Source organism: Solibacillus sp. FSL W8-0474 (genome assembly GCF_038004065.1).
Taxonomy (GTDB): domain Bacteria; phylum Bacillota; class Bacilli; order Bacillales_A; family Planococcaceae; genus Solibacillus; species Solibacillus faecavium.
In genome coordinates, this window is sequence record NZ_JBBOQJ010000001.1 from 3,454,906 (window position 1) to 3,472,855 (window position 17,950).

The window sequence follows — 17,950 nt, forward strand, 5'->3', positions numbered from 1 at the left end:
ATTACGTTGAGGCTTACCTTCTTTAATGTTTATACATTGAAATAAGCTATATATTTCCGTTCTGGAACGGTTTGATGATCGAGGGGATGATAACTTTGGATTCAGGCACACATTTTGTAATGGGTATTGCTATTGGTGGCCTAGCACTTGTTGACCCCACTGTTGCTAGCCATTCAATAACATTTACCGCTGTTATGGCCGGAACGATTATTGGTCAGCAGGCACCTGATATTGATACGGTTTTGAAATTTCGCAATAACGCAATCTATATACGACATCATCGGGGAATTACACACTCGATCCCTGCTGTTTTATTATGGCCTTTATTAATAACAGGTGCACTCGCCATTATTCTACCTGACGCTCATTTGTTTAATGTATGGTTATGGACTCAGATTGCAGTATTTTTACATGTCTTTGTCGACATTTTTAATGCATACGGTACCCAAGCTTTACGCCCATTCTCAAAAAAATGGGTAGCACTCGGTGTTATCAATACATTCGATCCATTTATATTTGGGATTCATTGTATAGGTATTCTACTTTGGCTATTCGGTACAGAACCCGTTTTAACATTTACTATAATGTATCTAATTATTTTTGTTTACTATATTTTACGCTTTGCCATTCAAAAGGCAATTAAGTCTGCCGTTCATCACGAATTGCAAGATGAGGAATTTGTCATTGTGGCTCCGACAATGCGTTTCTTCCATTGGAAAATAGCTGCAAAGTCAAAAACGCATTTTTACGTAGGCCGTGCTTATCGAAGAACTGTCAACATCTATGACAAGTTCAAAATTGAGCCTATTCCAAAAACAGAGCTCGTTGAAAAAGCGATTAAAGATCCGAATCTTGATGCGTTTTTATCATTTTCCCCACTCTATAGATGGGAGATTTCCGAGCTTGAAAATGGAATAACGGAACTTCGATTAATTGATTTGCGCTATCGCAGTAACGACCGCTACCCATTCGTTGCCGTCGCACATTTAGATAAAGAACTTAACATCGTAAATTCTTATACAGGTTGGATATTTACGGAAGAAAAGTTACAAAAGCGTTTACAAATAGGCGCTGGAAATGAATAAATGACAAACCCTCTAAAACCAACTCATTTTGGTTATTAAACGGGGAAAACCACCAGCATAAACTGGTGGTTTTTTAGTTCAATGTATCTTCACTATCATTCAATAAATGAGCATATTTTGGATTTTTCGCTGCGAATAGGTGAAGCTTATCTCCATAACTTTCAATTAACTGACTGACTAATTGTCCTGTATATTCCGTGCCGCGATAACTTGCACCGGCCTTTGCCGAGGTTGATTCAAAATCACTGCATAATAGTTCCACCCATGTACGGGCACGACCTGTTGGCAAGTTTGGATTTTTGTCCAAAAGTTGCTTTGTCAGTTTTTGATAAATCTCTTCCATTTTACTTCCCTTCCTTTACCGGACGTAACATTGATACGGGTAATGCCTCTTCAAAACGTTCAGAACCTAATCGGTGTCCCCATGCGAAACGCCCTTTTAAATAATCTACTTGAAAAAATTCACCGGGTGAACCATTTAAACGGTATAACTCCCCGGGAATAATTGTTGAAAGATCGACTAAATAGGCTTCAGCCATCAGTGCTTTGCGCTCAAAAACCGCATATTCATTTACTATCCCTAATTGCTCAGCTTTTCGTGCTCTTTCACGTAAATTGGCAACTTCTTGGCGTAATTCTTGATCCGACATTCTACTATAAGTTAATTCATTCATTTTGGTGTTGCTCCTTTTGATCAATATATTCTTTTATTTTATCTATCGGAAAGCCCTTTTGATACAGAGCTTGCTTTACTTTTTGATGCAACTCAAATCCAGTTAGCTTCGATGCATATTTGCGCCAAAGTTTATCGCCCTGATTTTCGATTAATAGCTCCCAATCTTCATCATGGCGTTCAAGTTTTATTTGTTCAAGTATTTCAGTCACTATGGAATAAGAATAGCCTTTGCGGAGGAGTACATCCTGGATTTTTTGTTTCACTTGAGTCGGTGTTTTGTTTTCATTGGACCTAATTGCTTTTTCTGCTAATTCCATTGCAATCTTCAGTTGCTCATCATGACTAAATGTTCCCAATACTTGTTGCTGCAATTCTTTATCAATGCCTTTTTTTATGAAGTCTTGTCGGATAGCTGCGGGGCCTTTTTTGGCAGTACGCTTTCTCGTTTCAAGAAGTGCTTTTGAGTAACTTTCATCATTCAAAAAACCTAAGCCTGTTAGTTTATGAATAGCTTCCTGAATGACAGCTTCCCCATAACCTAATTGTAACAGCTTTGTTTTCACTTCATGTTTACTGCGCATTTGAAAGCTTAAAAAATTCAGCGCCTTATTAAATGCCTTTGCAATCTCATCTTCATATTGTATTTCATCTATTTCCATCTGCTCAAGTACTTTGCCTTTTTGCAGACCAAATTTAATAAGTGTACCTTCATCGACCGCAAACGAATATTTTTCGTTTAAATATATATTATAACGTTGTTGATTGTTTTTTTGCCGTCCGATTTTTGTTATTACTTGCACTATGCACACCTCACAATAACCTTGTTCATTCTAGTATACATGTTTTTACTTTCTCTTTCATGAAACGGTATACTTAACTAACTAGACTAATTAAAGGAGGGTGTTATTTGTGAGAGTTGCTATTGCAGGCGGGACAGGAATGGTTGGTCGTAAATTAAGTGAGCGGCTAATTGAAAACGGACATGACGTAATAATATTGACACGTGGCGAGCAACAGTTTAAAAACGGTATTCAGTACGTTCAATGGTTAAATGACGACGCGACCCCTGAGCTTTATGTTGAAAACACTGATGTTTTTATAAATTTGGCTGGTGTATCTTTAAACGATGGTCGATGGACAGAAGAACAAAAGGAAAAGATTTATAACAGTCGAATGAATGCAACAGATGAAGTAATCCGTATATTGCAACGCTTACAATATAAACCTCAGATTTTAATTAATGCGAGCGCAGTCGGGATTTATCCGGTATCAGAAACTGCTGTCTACACAGAGCAGTCTAATGAAAAAGCAAATGATTTTTTAGGGCAAGTTGTTGCACACTGGGAAGAAAAAGCACTACAAGCTGAGCAACTCGGTATTCGTACTTGTTTAACTCGGTTTGGTGTCATTTTACAAAACGGTGAAGGCGCATTGCCTATGATGGTGCTTCCTTATCAACTTGGCATCGGCGGAACTATCGGATCGGGTAATCAGTGGCTAAGTTGGATTCATATAGAAGATGTAGTGAGAGCTATGCTGTTCCTAATTTCAGACGAAAGCTTATCCGGACCAATTAATTTTACAACACCGAATGTGAAAAGAATGAAAGAATTCGGGAAATCAATTGGCTTAGCACTAAATCGCCCTCATTGGCTTCCTGTTCCAAGCACAGTTTTAAAGCTTGCACTTGGTGAAAAAAGTATTCTTGTTCTTGAAGGGCAGCACGTATTTCCGGAAAAATTATTAAATGCTAATTTTGAATTTCAGTTCGTATCTGTCGAAGATGCCATTCGTAATTTATATAAATGAATAAAACGTGGCATTTCACGCAACCTACTTGTAAAAGGAGGTTGCTTTTTTAATGAAACGACACATTTTAGGAATTAGCTTCGTTTTACTCGTTGCATTAGTATCATTTATTTCAGTAGCCGAGGCTGAGGAATTTCACTGGGGCTTTAAACCGAGCAAAAATGGCGAGCCAGTGGAAATTGGAGAACCTTTAGAAACATTAATGAACAAATACGGTGCTATTTATAAAGGTAGCCCAGAGAAGAAAATTGTTTATTTAACATTCGATAATGGCTACGAAAATGGCTATACCGAAAGCATTTTAAATACGCTAAGGGAAGAAAATGCACCGGCTACATTCTTTTTGACTGGTCACTATTTGACGAGTGCGACCGATTTAGTAAAAACAATGGTCAAAGATGGACATATTATCGGGAACCACTCTTACGGTCATCCTAACATGGCTCGGCTATCTGCTGCTGAAATGAAAACTGAATGGAAAAAATTTGATGATAAGTTAAATGAACTAACTGGTGTAAAACGTACGTACTATGCCCGACCACCAGAAGGAATTTTTAATGAAGAAGTATTAAAAGTTGGTAATGAAGCTGGTTATCGCCATATGTTCTGGTCGATCGCCTTCAAAGACTGGTTAAAGGATGAGCGACGTGGTGCCCAATATGCTTATGATGCACTAATGGGACAGCTTCATCCAGGTGCAATAATTCTGATGCATACTGTCGCACAGGATAATGCCGAAGCAATACCGCAATTTATAAAAGATGCAAAAGCCCAAGGTTACACATTCGGCTCTCTGGATGACTTAGTACTTGAGCACGAAAAAATATCTCCATATTAGGAAAGTTGCGTTCCTTTCTTTCCATTACAATTTCCGTTATACTGAAATGATGAAAAGAAGGAAGTGGCTCGCACTAATTTTTGGTGCGAGTCACTCTATTTAAAGGACGTGTAAAAACTTGAGTGAATTAAAAATGGAAGTCGGGCAAAAGTTCCCGTTAACAATAAAGCGCCTAGGTATTAATGGTGAAGGTGTAGGGTTTTATAAACGTAATGTAGTATTTGTAAAAGGGGCTATTCCTGGAGAAGAAGTAACAGTTAGGTTAACAAAAGTATCTCCAAAGTTTTCCGAAGCCGAAATATTGAACATTCGTAAAGAGAGCGAATTCCGTCAAGAAGCACCATGCCCTGTTTATTCAGAATGTGGAGGCTGCCAATTACAGCATATGACGTATGATGCTCAACTAGTTAACAAGCGTGATGTCGTTATTCAAGCATTTGAAAAATATGCAAAGGATATTGCAGAAACAGCCGAAATCCGTCCAACTATCGGTATGGATAACCCTTGGCACTACCGTAATAAATCTCAATTCCAAGTGCGTAAAGAAGGTAAGCGTGTCTATGCTGGACTTTTTGCAGAAGGAACGAATCAACTTTTAAATATTAACGATTGCCTCGTGCAACATCCTGTAACATCAAAAATTACAGTAGCTACACGTAAAATTTTACAAAAATTAAATATCCCTATTTATGATGGGAAATCATTAAATGGGTTAGTACGTACTATTGTAGTGCGTACAGGTATGCGTTCTGGTGAAACACAAGTCTGTCTTGTGACAACTCGTCATGAATTACCGCATAAAGAGGAGTTAATTGAACGCATCAAAAAAATTGATCCCTCTATCGTATCAATTACACAAAACGTAAATCGTGAAAAAACATCTCTTATCTTTGGTAGTGATACGTATGTATTAGATGGTAAAGATGCCATTCATGAAAAATTAGGCGAATTTGCATTTGATTTATCAACTCGTGCATTTTTCCAGCTAAACCCAGAGCAAACAGTTCATTTATATAATGAAATAAAAAAAGCTGCTGCACTTACTGGAAAAGAAAATGTAGTTGATGCTTACTGTGGTGTTGGCACAATTGGTATGTGGCTTGCAGAAGGTGCTCGTGAAGTACGCGGTATGGATAATGTCGATGAAGCAATTGCTGATGCAAAATATAATGCCCGCACAAATGATAATTTACAACATGTACGTTTCTTCCCAGGCTCGGCCGATAAATGGCTATTCCGTTGGTCAAAAGAAGATTATCGTCCAGATGTAATTTGTGTAGATCCTCCTCGTACAGGATTGGAGCCAGGCTTTATTAGAACAGTATTAAAAATAAAACCTAAGCGTTTCGTGTATACATCGTGTAACCCGTCTACGCTGGCACGTGATTTGAAAGACTTATCAAAAGCGTATAAAGTGGAGTACATTCAGCCAGTTGATATGTTCCCCCAAACAGCACAAGTTGAATGTGTTGTAAAATTAACGTTAAAGAAATAATAGCTAACACCTTCATCAAAATAATTTTGATGAAGGTGTTTTTCGTATCTGTCCCCAAATTCTCTCATTTTTCATGTAAAATAGAATTTGCTAGGAGGTATTTAAATGAAAAATATTATATTTGTAATTATTACATTCATTCTCTCTTATTGGGGTATTTCATCACTCGGAGGCTTTATCTTTCCTAGTAATGATGAAAATTCCGCAACTTCAGCCAGCTCATTGCAGGCCGCTGTTACATTCGGTGGTGTAAATTATTTAAATGTATTTATCTACATAATTTTAGCAATGATTTTAACAACGATCATATTCTTTTCAGTAAAAAGCAGACGTTCCAATTAAGGACGTCTGCTTTTTACTATATAGAAAGTTTTTTTGTTTTACCAAATAATATTACAATCGCAACAGCTAACAGCATTACAGAAATAACAAATAAAAATCCGCTGTCTGGAAAAACTTCCAAATACAATCCCCCTAATAATGGTCCCGATAAACTTCCCAGACTAAAGAAAATACCGCAAAGTAAATTACCCGTTGGCAATAATTCTTTAGGCGTCAAATCTGTCATGTAGGTTATGCCTAGCGAGAACATTGAACCAACACTCATCCCGGCTAATAAAAAGGTAGCCGCAACAAATATTTCGGAATTCTCCCAAAAGTTGCCGATAAAGAAAAAGGTGCTGCCTACCATTAATCCTGAAACGATGACTTTACGGCGTCCAATTTTATCACCCAATGCACCTAGTGGAAATTGCATTAAGATAGCTCCAATTGAAAAACTCGCTAAAATGATAGAAACATATGCTATATTAAAGTCTTTTCGTAACGCGTAAACCGGGAATAAAGCATTTAGAGAGGACTCCAAAAAACCGTATACAAATGGGGGCAAAAATGCAATCCATCCATATTTCACTGCCAACTTATAACGTGAAAAACTATTTTGATTTGCATCTCCTGCCAACGTTTCCGGCTTCTCATTTTTAACAAGAAATACTAAAGACCATGCTAATAGGCATAATCCCGATGACACAATAAACGGAAAGCTTTCGGATATTTTAATCAGCGGTACAAATAACGGACCAACCGCAAACCCTATCCCAAAAGATAATCCATATATAGACATGGCTTTTCCAAGTTTATGAGAAGCTGTCGACGTTGTAATCCATGTTTGGGTTGCAAAATGTAATGCATGATCACCGATTCCGATTAATAATCGCAAAATAAACCAGAACATAACACTTTTCCAAAATGGAAATAACATTAATGATATAAAAACTAACGCCCCGCCAAATACAATAATGGGTTTGTACCCGTATTTGCGTAAAGGCTGCTCAATAAATGGGGAAATTAATAAAGTCCCTATGTATAACCCTGTTGCATTCAAGCCATTAAGTGTAGATGACACGCCATCCCCTTCAAATATGACTGAAATAAGCGGCAATAGCATACCTTGCGAAAAGCCTGAAATTGATACGATAATAACTAAAATAATAAATCTTCGCTGATTATAACTCATTTCATTATTCTCCCTTGATTCATACATTCTATCGTATCATAGCCATTTATAAATGGGGAGAACTCAATAAACAGTTCAGAAAAATATAAAACCCTAGCCAACTTTATCTCTAAAAGTTAACTAGGGTTTTAAATATCACTTAATTCCATTTTATTCTTGCGTAAACAGTCGTCTCGACTAATTGCCGAAAATGTTTAAACGTCCTCCTTTTTTTGAGTTTGTCTATACAATTTTTTTCCGACCATCTCCTCTTCTTTAAGTATGAGTTTACTTTATCACAAGACTTCAATATTGTAAATATTCAAAATACATAGAATCTTAAAATAATTAACAAGTACTATATAATTTCCTAATTTTTTAAGCTAATTTAATAGATAAGGTATATAAATTCTCTCTAGCGCAAGTTGTCAATTAACTTTTCCAGTAGAACGTAGTATAATGTTCGTATGTAAACACAAAAGGAGCATTACTAACTATGAAGCCAATTACGAATAAAGAGCAGCAAGTAACGTATCTAAAGGAACGTTTAGAAATTTTCCTTGAAGTGTTGGATGCTATTGACCCTGAAACAACTGAACTAGAAGATATCGATCGCTTAATTCAAATGATGGATGATTTAGAAGATAAAATGGACCAATTCCAATCACGCGAAGAAAAATAAAAATCTTAAAAGGCTGTGTAAAAGTGTACTTTACTTTTACACAGCCTTTCTTCGCTATAAATTTCCGCGCTCCTTTGATTCTCGTTCTCGACACAAGCTATATGTCATTAACTAACTTCCCGATACCCTCTTTTTTCATTCTTTTGACTACATCCGCTATTATCCGCCTTAATTTTATGTATTTTGACATTCATTCGTGTAAGCGCTCTTTTTTTTCTATTTTAAAAGAGTTATAATGTAAGATGGATTATTAGAAAGAGTATAATTTTCACTATACCGTGAAAGATTATGTTCTGACCTATGTCGACGATTCATTTAACGACAAAAATAAACATATTTTTCTGGGGGGAAAAATAAGATGGCATACTTAGAAACTTTAGAAAAAAGTCTTTATTCTTTAGTAACTGAAACATCTACAAACTTACCAAAAGACGTTCGCCGCGCTATTAAAGCTGCCAAAGAAGCAGAAAACGCGGGAACTCGTGCAGCAATGTCATTAGACACGATTACTACAAATATTGTAATGGCTGAAGACAATGTGTCTCCAATTTGTCAAGATACTGGTCTACCAACATTTAAAGTATATACTCCAGTTGGTGTAAACCAAATCGAAATTAAAAAAGCTATCCAAACTGCTATCGCGGCAGCTACAGGGGATGCTAAATTACGTCCTAACTCAGTTGATTCATTAACTGGTAAGAACTCTGGTACAAACATCGGAGCAGGTCTACCAGTTATCAAGTTTGAACAATGGGAAAATGACTATATTACAGTGAAGCTTATCTTAAAAGGTGGCGGCTGTGAAAACAAAAATATCCAATATTCATTACCTACAGAATTAGAAGGTTTAGGGCGCGCTGGTCGTGACTTAGACGGTATCCGTAAATGTATTTTACACTCTGTATGGCAAGCACAAGGGCAAGGCTGTTCGGCTGGTTTCATCGGTGTCGGTATCGGTGGTGACCGCTCTTCTGGATATGATTTAGCGAAAGAGCAGTTATTCCGTCATGTAGATGATGTGAATCCAATTGAAGACTTAGCAAAATTAGAAAAGTACATCGTAGAAAAATCAAATACATTTGGCGTTGGTACAATGGGCTTCGGTGGTGAAGCTACATTACTTGGTTGTAAAATCGGTGTAATGGACCGTTTACCAGCATCATTCTTCGTATCTGTAGCTTACAACTGTTGGGCTTACCGTCGTATGGCAATCGATATCGATCCAGCGACTGGTGAAATCACGAACTGGCACTACCAAGATGGGGAAAAAATTACTTTCCGTGACGAAGTAAAACAAGACAACTCGGACAATAAAGTAGTTGAACTTATTGCACCAATTACAGAAGAAAAAATCCGTTCACTTAAAGTTGGGGACGTAGTAAAAATTTCTGGCCGTATGTACACAGGTCGTGACGCAATCCACCATCACTTAATCGGTGAAGGTGTCGAAGCACCAGTAGATTTAGACGGTCAAATTATTTATCACTGTGGTCCAGTAATGGCAAAAGACGAATCAGGAAACTGGGTCGTTAAAGCTGCTGGTCCAACAACTTCAATTCGTGAAGAGCCATACCAAGGCGATATCATGAAAAAATTCGGTATACGTGCTGTTATGGGTAAAGGCGGTATGGGACCAAAAACATTAAAAGCACTTAACGAGCACGGTGGTGTTTACTTAAATGCTATCGGCGGTGCTGCACAGTACTACGCAGACTGCATTAAGTCAGTTGATGGAGTAGACTTAATGGAATTCGGTATTCCAGAAGCAATGTGGCACCTATCTGTAGAAGGCTTCACAGCTGTAGTAACAATGGACTCTCACGGGAACTCATTGCATGCAGATGTAGAAAAATCTTCACTAGATAAGTTAGCGCTGCATGCAGAACGTGTATTTTAAGTTTATATAATTTTAACAACTCACTTCAAATCATTTTGGGGTGAGTTGTTTTTTTATGTTCCACTTTTAAAATATTCTGTTTATTGATATATCATTTATGTTATATTATTTTGTAATAAATGGAACAAGGAGTGTTTAAATGTTTTTTACCAAAGTATTTGTTAACGCATTATTTATAGCAACCCAAATACAATTTAGTACAACTTATCAATACAAGCGCAGTTTACTGGTCGCTATTCTTTATACAACATATGTCTACATTATTTTTCCTCATGTCACATACGGCTTTATATATATATTTCTTCTTATAATGTTATGGTTACTTTTTTCCGCCTCATATTTTCAGCGCACTCACTTATTTGATTCATATAAAAATCGTACAGAATCTAAATGATTCTGTACGACTTTTTATTTTTATTTTACTGAACTAATTGTGCTTTATCTGCCGGCTCGTTATAAATATCTGTATCTAGTTCATTTGTTACCCGGCTAGATACAACTCCCGAAACCATAGAGCCACTTACATTAAGCGCTGTACGACCCATGTCGATTAACGGCTCTACCGATATTAAAATACCTGCTAACGCTATCGGTAAATCCATTGCAGAAAGAACGATGATTGCAGCAAATGTTGCACCACCGCCAACACCTGCTACACCGAATGAGCTAATTGCTACAATTAATATTAATGTTGCAATAAACCCTGGCGATAATGGATTTATACCTACTGTTGGGGCAATCATAACCGCCAACATCGCTGGATATACTCCAGCACAACCATTTTGCCCAATCGATAAACCAAAGGAACCCGCAAAGTTTGCAACCCCATCCGGAACACCAAGACGCTTTGTTTGTGTTTGAATATTTAATGGTAATGCACCTGCACTTGAACGTGAAGTGAAGGCAAACAGTAATACTTCTGCTGATTTTTTTACATATGTTAACGGACTTAATCCTGTTAATGCTACTATAACTAGATGCAATAAGAACATAGCAATTAATGCAACATATGATGCCAAAATGAATTTACCTAAATCCATAATCGCCCCTAAATCACTCGTTGCAACTGTACGTGCCATAATTGCAGCTACACCATATGGAGTTAAGCGTAAGATAATGCGTACTACTCCCATTATTAAACCATATATAGCGTCTACACCTTTTTTCACGTTCGCTGCTGTTTCTTCTTCTTTACGACGAAGCGTTAAATAACTAAAGCCTAAAAACGCAGCAAAAATAACAACTCCAATTGTTGATGTTGCGCGAGATCCCGTTAGATCTGCAAATGGATTTGCCGGGAACATTGTTAAAATTTGTTCGGGTAACGACGTAACCTCCGCCGAACGTTCCACTAATGATTCCCCACGTGCAATTTCTGCTTCCCCTTGCATAATTTGTGTGGCATCTAGATCAAATGCAACTGTAGATGCAATACCTAAACCAGCTGCTATTGCTGTAGTACCTATTAGTACAGATAAAATAACCGCTGCTGTTTTCCCTAAATTCTTCCCGAATGTTACTTTAGTAAATGCTGCTAATATTGAAATGAAGACTAAAGGCATTGCAATCATTTGTAATAATCGTACATAACCATTCCCAACGATGTTATACCAAGGCATAGTCTCTGTAATTGCATCGGACTCCACGCCGTATGCAAATTGTAGCCCTATTCCGAGTAAAATCCCTAATCCTAATGCGATAAATACACGATTAGAAAATTTAACATGCTTTGTTTTAAGGAAGTATAAAAATGTAATAACAATGATCAACAAGGCAATATTAAGTAAAACGAATAAATTCAACTTTAACTCCTCCTATTTAATAAAATGTACTTAACTATATTACTCTATAATCCTTATAAGTCAAGTTGGTATTTATTATTCTTATTTATTGTATGTTATTTACAAAATATGATGCTTATATTATAATTATTATTAAATAAGAAAATACTTATAATATAATTGAAATTCATTATCAGTTGATTTAACAATGATACTCATTATCAAGGAGGTATATATGAAAAATTCTAATCGAGAAAAGTTATCATTAAATGAGAAAATTATAGAACATAAAGAATTGATCGCTGCCTTAGTTTCCGGCTTTATTATTTTGCTGGCATGGAGGATGGAATCCACCGATCAAACAACCGCAGCTGTCATTGCATATTTAACAGCTTTTGTAATTGGCGGTTATGCCAAAGCAAAAGAAGGCATTGAAGATACAATTGAAAACAAATCTTTAAATGTTGAAATGTTAATGATTTTGGCTGCCATCGGATCAGCCATTATTGGATACTGGATGGAAGGTGCCATATTAATCTTTATATTTGCCTTAAGTGGCGCCCTTGAAACATATGCGATGAACAAAAGCCATCGTGAAATTTCCTCTTTAATGGAATTACAGCCTGAAGAAGCATGGCTTGTACGAGGTGGATTTGAACCTATTAAAATATCTGTAAAAGATTTAAAAGTAAATGACCATATTTTAGTAAAGCCTGGAGAACGAATTCCTGCAGACGGAAAAGTATATAAAGGGATATCAACTGTCGATGAAGCAGCTATTACAGGTGAATCAATGCCGATCACGAAAAATATTGACGATGAAGTGTATGCAGGAACAGTGAACTTAAATGGAGTTTTAACTATTAGTGTAACGAAGCAAAGCGGAGAAACCTTATTCCAAAAAATTATTACGCTTGTACAATCTGCGCAAAGTGAAAAGTCCCCATCACAGCAATTTATTGAACGCTTTGAAGGTATTTATGTAAAAGGAGTATTAATATCAGTCGGAATCATGATGTTTTTGCCCCACTATTTATTAGGCTGGGATTGGACGACAACTTTATACCGCGCAATGGTACTGTTGGTAGTGGCATCTCCTTGTGCCCTTGTAGCATCCATTATGCCAGCTACCCTATCTTCCATCTCAAATGGTGCCAGAAACGGTATTTTAGTTAAAGGTGGCTTACATTTAGAACATTTGAATACATTACGTGTCTTAGCTGTCGATAAAACCGGAACACTTACACAAGGCACACCAGCCGTAACAGATTTTATCGTTCGTGAGGATTTAAATAAAGATGAGACATTGGCATTAATCGCGGGCATTGAAGGACAATCAAACCACCCTCTTGCACAAGCGATTACTTCATTCGCTAAACAACAAAATGTCATTGTCCCACAAAATATAACGATTGAAGATATCCCGGGTTATGGGATAAAGGCACAATATAAAGAACTACATTATACAATTGGAAAGCCCGATTTTGTCGGTAAAGATTTGGCCGTTTCTTTTTCGGACAGAGCATTGCAGCAATTAGGGAATGAAGGAAAGACAGTTGTGTTTTTAAAAGACCAAAACGGAATTGCAGCATTGATTGCCCTAAAAGATATAGTACGAGATGAAGCGAAAAAAGCAGTTGCTGCACTAAAGGAACTTGGTATTGACGTTATGATGCTTACCGGTGACAATGAAGCGACAGCAAAAACAATTGCAAATGAAGCTGGTGTGACAAACTATGTTGCAGAATGTTTACCTGAAACAAAAGTCGAACATATAAAGCAGTATAAGCAATCGTACGGCAATGTTGGTATGGTAGGTGATGGGATTAACGATGCCCCAGCGCTAGCAACTGCTTCTGTTGGGATTGCCATGGGTGGCGGTACGGACGTGGCACTCGAAACAGCCGATGTTGTATTGATGAAAAATGACCTTTCTAAAATTGCTTACGCTGTTAAGCTTTCGCGGAAAATGCAACGAATCGTTAAGCAAAATATAATTTTCTCGTTAACAGTCATCGCAATTCTCATCATCTCGAACTTTTTCCAGGCGATTAGCCTCCCTCTTGGGGTTATTGGTCATGAAGGAAGCACGATTTTAGTTATTTTAAATGGCCTGCGTATGTTGAGCAAAAATGTTTAATGGCTTGCTACTTAAAATAACCAACTGGCAATAACCATAAATAAAGCACGACGCCTAAATATTTATGGCGTCGTGCTTTTTATGTGACAAAACAATTTAGAAAACAGGTGTCTTTGCATTCTTTTTATTTTTCTTGGCAATCTGTCTTTTTTGGAATGTGGCATTTAATATTCCACCCAATATTAAAATCATTCCTGTAAAGTACAGCCAAAGCATTAGTATAATGACCCCGCCAATACTGCCGTAAGTAGCACTAAAATTGCCGAAATTGTTAATATAAAATGAAAAACCATAAGTTAATGTAAGCCAGCCTAGTGTTGCCAATATCGAACCTGGTACAACACTAACAATTGTTAATCGAGGATCAGTATTAGGAACAATCCAATACATAACCGTTAATAAAAGAAAAATAAGGGTAGGCGGCATAATCCAACGAAGCGTATTCCAAAGACCTGCCAGTGATTCTTCTATACCAAAATAGCCGAACACTACATTTTCAATTTGCTGTCCAAAAACCGGCAAGACAAGAGCAATTAAAATAATAATTACTAACGAAATAGTAAATAAAAGAGACCAAATACGATTTATAAAACCTGCTCTAGCTTCAACATCATAGGCACGATTTAATGTTTTCATCAGTGCGTCTACAGCACGCGAGGCAGACCAAATTGTACCGATAATACCAACTGAAAGTAAACCGCCATTTTGGTTGGTTAGTACTTCCGAAAGTGTCCCTTCAATAAGAACATAAACTTCCTCAGGCATTATATCACTCAAGAAATCGAATACTTGCCCTTGTTCTAAATTTAAATATGGTAAGAGTGTTACCATAAAAATAAGCATCGGGAAAAATGATAGTAAAAAGAAATAAGCAAGTAGTGCACCCATCCCCGACATATCAACTTTTTGAATACGGTATATTAAATCCTGAAAAAAACCTTTTGTCGTTAAAACATTTATTTGACTAGGGTCAGGTGAAACATATGATTTAATAAGTGAAATCTTTTCTTTAAATTCTTCTTTCTCTTCCATACAGCCACCACCTTTTGAATTACCCAGAAAAAAGATATACTGAATACCTTTCTATCCGGATAACGCCCTAACAGATGTCCCAGATATCGAAATAACTCCAAGAAAAAATCTGTACATATTTACACTAAGGCGAATTTAATTAGCCAGCTTGTTCATCCTTTTTTGAAAATGCATCAATCGTTTCGGAAACCATGCTTTGAATCGTAGTTGGCAATTCTTTAATATCATTGCCATTTTGCATAATAGATTGAATACTATCATTTACTGTTCCGTAAACTGTTTGAGCTTGCTCAATTTTCGATTCAACTAACGCTAATAGTTCGTCACGGTTTTCAGCATAATAAACAACCGTATCTTTTGCATTTTTAGCTGTCTTTACAGTATGCTCCCTTGTTTGTTTATCTAACATACTGATTGCTGCACCAGTTACTGCTCCAATTGCTATAAACGGTAATAGTTTACTTTTCATTGTTTACTCTCCTCCTGTGTATGCTTTCATATTCCCATAAAAATTTCCTATAAAACTTATCTACACTCATTTTAGCGAATGTTCGCTATTTTTAAAAGTATTCTCAAAATTTTTACGGGTTGACAAGAAGTGCCTTGCATGAAATGATATTTTTGTAAACATTGAAAGGTAGGGCAAAAAAATGGACTTATCCAACCCATCACAAGAAAATGTCAATTATATGATAGAACAAATCAAAGAAAAACTACGTATGGTAAACGTTGACGCTATGCAATCAGAGGCATTCGATGAAGATAAATACGAGGATCTACAATATCTATATGAAATGGTTATGAAACGAGACTCGTTCAGCCCTAGCGAAATGAATGCTATTGTTGCAGAATTAGGCTCCCTTCGTAAATAAAAGGAAGCAACAAAAGGAAGCTCATCGATATTTTTCGACGAGCTTCCTTTTATTTCATAACTATTCCCCAGGAAATACGATTACTTATTAAGTTCGACAGCAATTTTTGCGCCTACACGTGCATTGTGTTTTACTAATGCAATATTTGCATCAAGTGACTTACCTTCAGTCAGTTCCTTCACTTTGCCCAGTAGGAATGGTGTTACATTTTTACCTGCAATACCTTGTTCTTTTGCTTCTCTTAGTGCATTGTCGATAATAGTATCCATTACGCTTGATTCCATAGCATCCTCAACTGGAATTGGGTTGGCGATTAATGCCCCACCACGTAAGCCTAAATCCCATTTTGCGCGTAGAATAGCTGCAGTTTCTTCTGCTGAATCAACACGAATGTTTACATCAAATTCACTCTCACGTGCATAGAACGCCGGTAATTTGTCAGTGCCGTATCCGATTACTGGTACACCTTTTGTTTCTAAATATTCTAATGTTAAGCCGATATCTAAAATGGATTTTGCACCTGCACATACAACAGCTACATTTGTCATTGCTAATTCTTCCAAGTCTGCAGAAATATCCATCGTTGTTTCGGCGCCACGGTGAACTCCGCCAATACCGCCTGTTACGAATAATTCAATACCAGCTAACTCTGCGCAGATCATTGTTGCTGCTACAGTTGTTGCTCCAATTTTTTTTGTTGCAAGTAAATAGCCAATATCGCGACGGCTTGTTTTTGCTACACCTTGTGCATTACCGAACATTTCCAACTCTTCATCGGATAAACCAATTTTAATTTTCCCGTCGATTAATGCGATTGTTGCGGGTACTGCACCACCATCACGAATAATTTGTTCTACTTCACGAGCTGTTTGTACGTTTTGAGGATATGGCATACCATGAGAAATGATTGTTGATTCAAGAGCTACAATTGGTAAACCTTTCTCTTTTGCTTCTAATACCTCTTGTGAATATGATAAATATTGTTCCATTATAAATTCCTCCACTCAATTAATTTTTCCTTTGTTAAATCTTCGCGTACTGTTTTGTCTGATTGTAATGTTTTTGATGCATTCGTTAAACCAAGTTGTATTGCTTCTTTAAAGTCCTCATTGTTTAATACTCCATGTAAAAATGCGCTTACAAAAGCATCTCCCGCACCCGTAACATCTACAATTTTTTTTGTTGCAATGGCTTTATAATGCGTCACTTTGTTATCATGACCAGCCATTACTCCATGTTCTCCTAATGTAAGGACAACATATTCTGCCCCTTTTTGTAACATAGCTTTTACTGCCTTTTCATAATGACCATATGTTTCCAAATTCATATGCAAATACATTTCTGCTTCATCACGATTGCAGATAACGTAATGAACCCCTTGTAAATCTTCTGGCATGTTTTTCATCTTAGGGGATGAAACAGGAATAATAGCGAATGGAATTTTGCGCTCATGGGCAAACTCCTTTACATATTCCACTGTTTCCAACGGGCAGTTTAAATCAATTATTAAACAGCTCGCATTTTGCATTATGGATTCATACTTCTTTAGAACAGTTGGTGAGAGTTGATCATATATTTCCATATTCGCCATGGATATTACTAGTTCCCCAGAATGCGCCAATACAGCTGTGTAAGATCCCGTCTTATAATCCTTTAATTTTTCAACTAAATCAAGATTCATCGTAGCATTACAATTCTGTTCAATATATGTGGCATCATGATCATCACCCATCACGGTAATTAATGAAACATGGTTACCTAATCGTCCTATATTTTCAGCAATGTTACGAGCTACTCCACCAACCGTTTCAGTTACAGAAGCAGGATTGGACGTACCTAACTGAACATCTTGCTCAATTGTAAATTTACGGTCGACGTTGGCACCGCCAATTGCGATAATATGTTTTTTTTCTGGCAAGACATACGCTCGTCCTAGAATTTCTCCGCGCTTAATCAGTGAGGAGATGATATTTGCAAGTGCTGGCCTCGACATCCCTAATTGCTCTGCCATCTCCTGTTGAGACAGATAAGGATTTTTCTTTATCAATTGGAAGATTAGCTTTTCTTTTTCATTCAACTACTTCACCTCGAAAGAAACATTTGTTTATGATTATAAACTTTTGTTTAGTGGATGTCAAAATAAAAAAT

The 17,950-nt window shown here is 36.9% G+C and carries 18 protein-coding genes; 9 read left to right on the top strand and 9 right to left on the bottom strand.

The annotated features are described in order from the left end of the window. The first annotated feature begins 95 nt into the window (after positions 1-95). On the top strand, positions 96-1,085 hold the full coding sequence (locus tag NYE67_RS17595) for a metal-dependent hydrolase (protein ID WP_340726188.1): 990 nt from the start codon (positions 96-98) through the stop codon (positions 1,083-1,085). Positions 1,086-1,158: 73 nt separating this feature from the next. On the opposite strand, the gene NYE67_RS17600 is transcribed toward NYE67_RS17595, so the two are convergent. Genes NYE67_RS17600 through recX form a run of 3 tightly spaced genes read right to left on the bottom strand, consistent with a single transcriptional unit; the run spans position 1,159 to position 2,561 of the window. Beyond that, the gene (locus NYE67_RS17600; RefSeq protein ID WP_340726189.1) at positions 1,159-1,428 is read right to left on the bottom strand and encodes a YfhJ family protein; all 270 of its coding nucleotides are present in this window, start codon (positions 1,426-1,428) and stop codon (positions 1,159-1,161) included. Position 1,429: 1 nt separating this feature from the next. After that, positions 1,430-1,759 carry a YfhH family protein gene (locus NYE67_RS17605; protein ID WP_340726190.1) on the bottom strand — a complete coding sequence of 110 codons (330 nt, stop codon included), beginning with the start codon at positions 1,757-1,759 and terminating at the stop codon, positions 1,430-1,432. Next, positions 1,752-2,561, bottom strand: a complete 810-nt coding sequence (gene recX / locus NYE67_RS17610; protein WP_340726191.1) for a recombination regulator RecX — start codon at positions 2,559-2,561, stop codon at positions 1,752-1,754. The genes NYE67_RS17605 and recX overlap by 8 nt, the downstream gene beginning before the upstream one ends. Positions 2,562-2,670: 109 nt before the next feature. Between recX and NYE67_RS17615 the strand changes: the two genes are divergently transcribed. From NYE67_RS17615 to NYE67_RS17630, 4 genes are all read left to right on the top strand, one after another. Then, complete coding sequence (locus tag NYE67_RS17615) at positions 2,671-3,570, top strand: TIGR01777 family oxidoreductase (protein WP_340726192.1); 900 nt, start codon at positions 2,671-2,673, stop codon at positions 3,568-3,570. 52 nt (positions 3,571-3,622) lie between these two features. Continuing rightward, a complete protein-coding gene (locus tag NYE67_RS17620; protein WP_340726193.1) occupies positions 3,623-4,408 on the top strand; it encodes a polysaccharide deacetylase family protein in 786 nt (261 codons plus the stop codon). Between the two features lie 133 nt (positions 4,409-4,541). Beyond that, the gene (gene rlmD / locus NYE67_RS17625; protein ID WP_340730924.1) at positions 4,542-5,903 is read left to right on the top strand and encodes a 23S rRNA (uracil(1939)-C(5))-methyltransferase RlmD; all 1,362 of its coding nucleotides are present in this window, start codon (positions 4,542-4,544) and stop codon (positions 5,901-5,903) included. Positions 5,904-6,008: 105 nt separating this feature from the next. After that, positions 6,009-6,245 (top strand): carboxypeptidase, encoded by a 237-nt coding sequence (locus NYE67_RS17630; protein ID WP_340730718.1) that lies wholly within the window; start codon positions 6,009-6,011, stop codon positions 6,243-6,245. Between the two features lie 16 nt (positions 6,246-6,261). On the opposite strand, the gene NYE67_RS17635 is transcribed toward NYE67_RS17630, so the two are convergent. Then, positions 6,262-7,419 (bottom strand): MFS transporter, encoded by a 1,158-nt coding sequence (locus NYE67_RS17635; protein ID WP_340726195.1) that lies wholly within the window; start codon positions 7,417-7,419, stop codon positions 6,262-6,264. A gap of 475 nt (positions 7,420-7,894) precedes the next feature. Here NYE67_RS17635 and NYE67_RS17640 point away from each other — a divergent pair, with 475 nt between their 5' ends. Next, positions 7,895-8,080, top strand: coding sequence for an SE1561 family protein (locus tag NYE67_RS17640; protein ID WP_191701006.1), 186 nt, complete (start codon positions 7,895-7,897; stop codon positions 8,078-8,080). Positions 8,081-8,438: 358 nt separating this feature from the next. Continuing rightward, a complete protein-coding gene (locus tag NYE67_RS17645; protein ID WP_340730719.1) occupies positions 8,439-9,977 on the top strand; it encodes a fumarate hydratase in 1,539 nt (512 codons plus the stop codon). Positions 9,978-10,396: 419 nt separating this feature from the next. On the opposite strand, the gene NYE67_RS17650 is transcribed toward NYE67_RS17645, so the two are convergent. Then, on the bottom strand, positions 10,397-11,779 hold the full coding sequence (locus NYE67_RS17650) for an L-cystine transporter (protein ID WP_191701004.1): 1,383 nt from the start codon (positions 11,777-11,779) through the stop codon (positions 10,397-10,399). Positions 11,780-11,993: 214 nt separating this feature from the next. On the opposite strand from NYE67_RS17650, the gene NYE67_RS17655 reads away from it, so the two are divergent. Continuing rightward, on the top strand, positions 11,994-13,898 hold the full coding sequence (locus NYE67_RS17655) for a heavy metal translocating P-type ATPase (protein WP_340726197.1): 1,905 nt from the start codon (positions 11,994-11,996) through the stop codon (positions 13,896-13,898). 96 nt (positions 13,899-13,994) lie between these two features. Here the strand turns inward: NYE67_RS17655 and NYE67_RS17660 are convergent, their stop codons facing one another. Further along, on the bottom strand, positions 13,995-14,930 hold the full coding sequence (locus tag NYE67_RS17660) for a YihY/virulence factor BrkB family protein (protein ID WP_339214148.1): 936 nt from the start codon (positions 14,928-14,930) through the stop codon (positions 13,995-13,997). 139 nt (positions 14,931-15,069) lie between these two features. Then, positions 15,070-15,399, bottom strand: a complete 330-nt coding sequence (locus NYE67_RS17665) for a YtxH domain-containing protein (protein WP_191701001.1) — start codon at positions 15,397-15,399, stop codon at positions 15,070-15,072. A gap of 181 nt (positions 15,400-15,580) precedes the next feature. Between NYE67_RS17665 and NYE67_RS17670 the strand changes: the two genes are divergently transcribed. Next, entirely contained in the window at positions 15,581-15,802 is a 222-nt protein-coding gene (locus tag NYE67_RS17670) for a DUF1128 domain-containing protein (protein WP_339214149.1), read from the top strand. A gap of 80 nt (positions 15,803-15,882) precedes the next feature. Here NYE67_RS17670 and NYE67_RS17675 read toward each other — a convergent pair whose 3' ends face one another. Together NYE67_RS17675 and NYE67_RS17680 are read right to left on the bottom strand one after the other, a co-directional pair. Continuing rightward, positions 15,883-16,791, bottom strand: a complete 909-nt coding sequence (locus NYE67_RS17675) for a pseudouridine-5'-phosphate glycosidase (protein WP_340726198.1) — start codon at positions 16,789-16,791, stop codon at positions 15,883-15,885. After that, positions 16,791-17,879 carry a PfkB family carbohydrate kinase gene (locus NYE67_RS17680; RefSeq protein WP_340726199.1) on the bottom strand — a complete coding sequence of 363 codons (1,089 nt, stop codon included), beginning with the start codon at positions 17,877-17,879 and terminating at the stop codon, positions 16,791-16,793. Before NYE67_RS17680 ends, NYE67_RS17675 begins: the two co-directional genes overlap by 1 nt. Positions 17,880-17,950 lie beyond the last annotated feature (71 nt).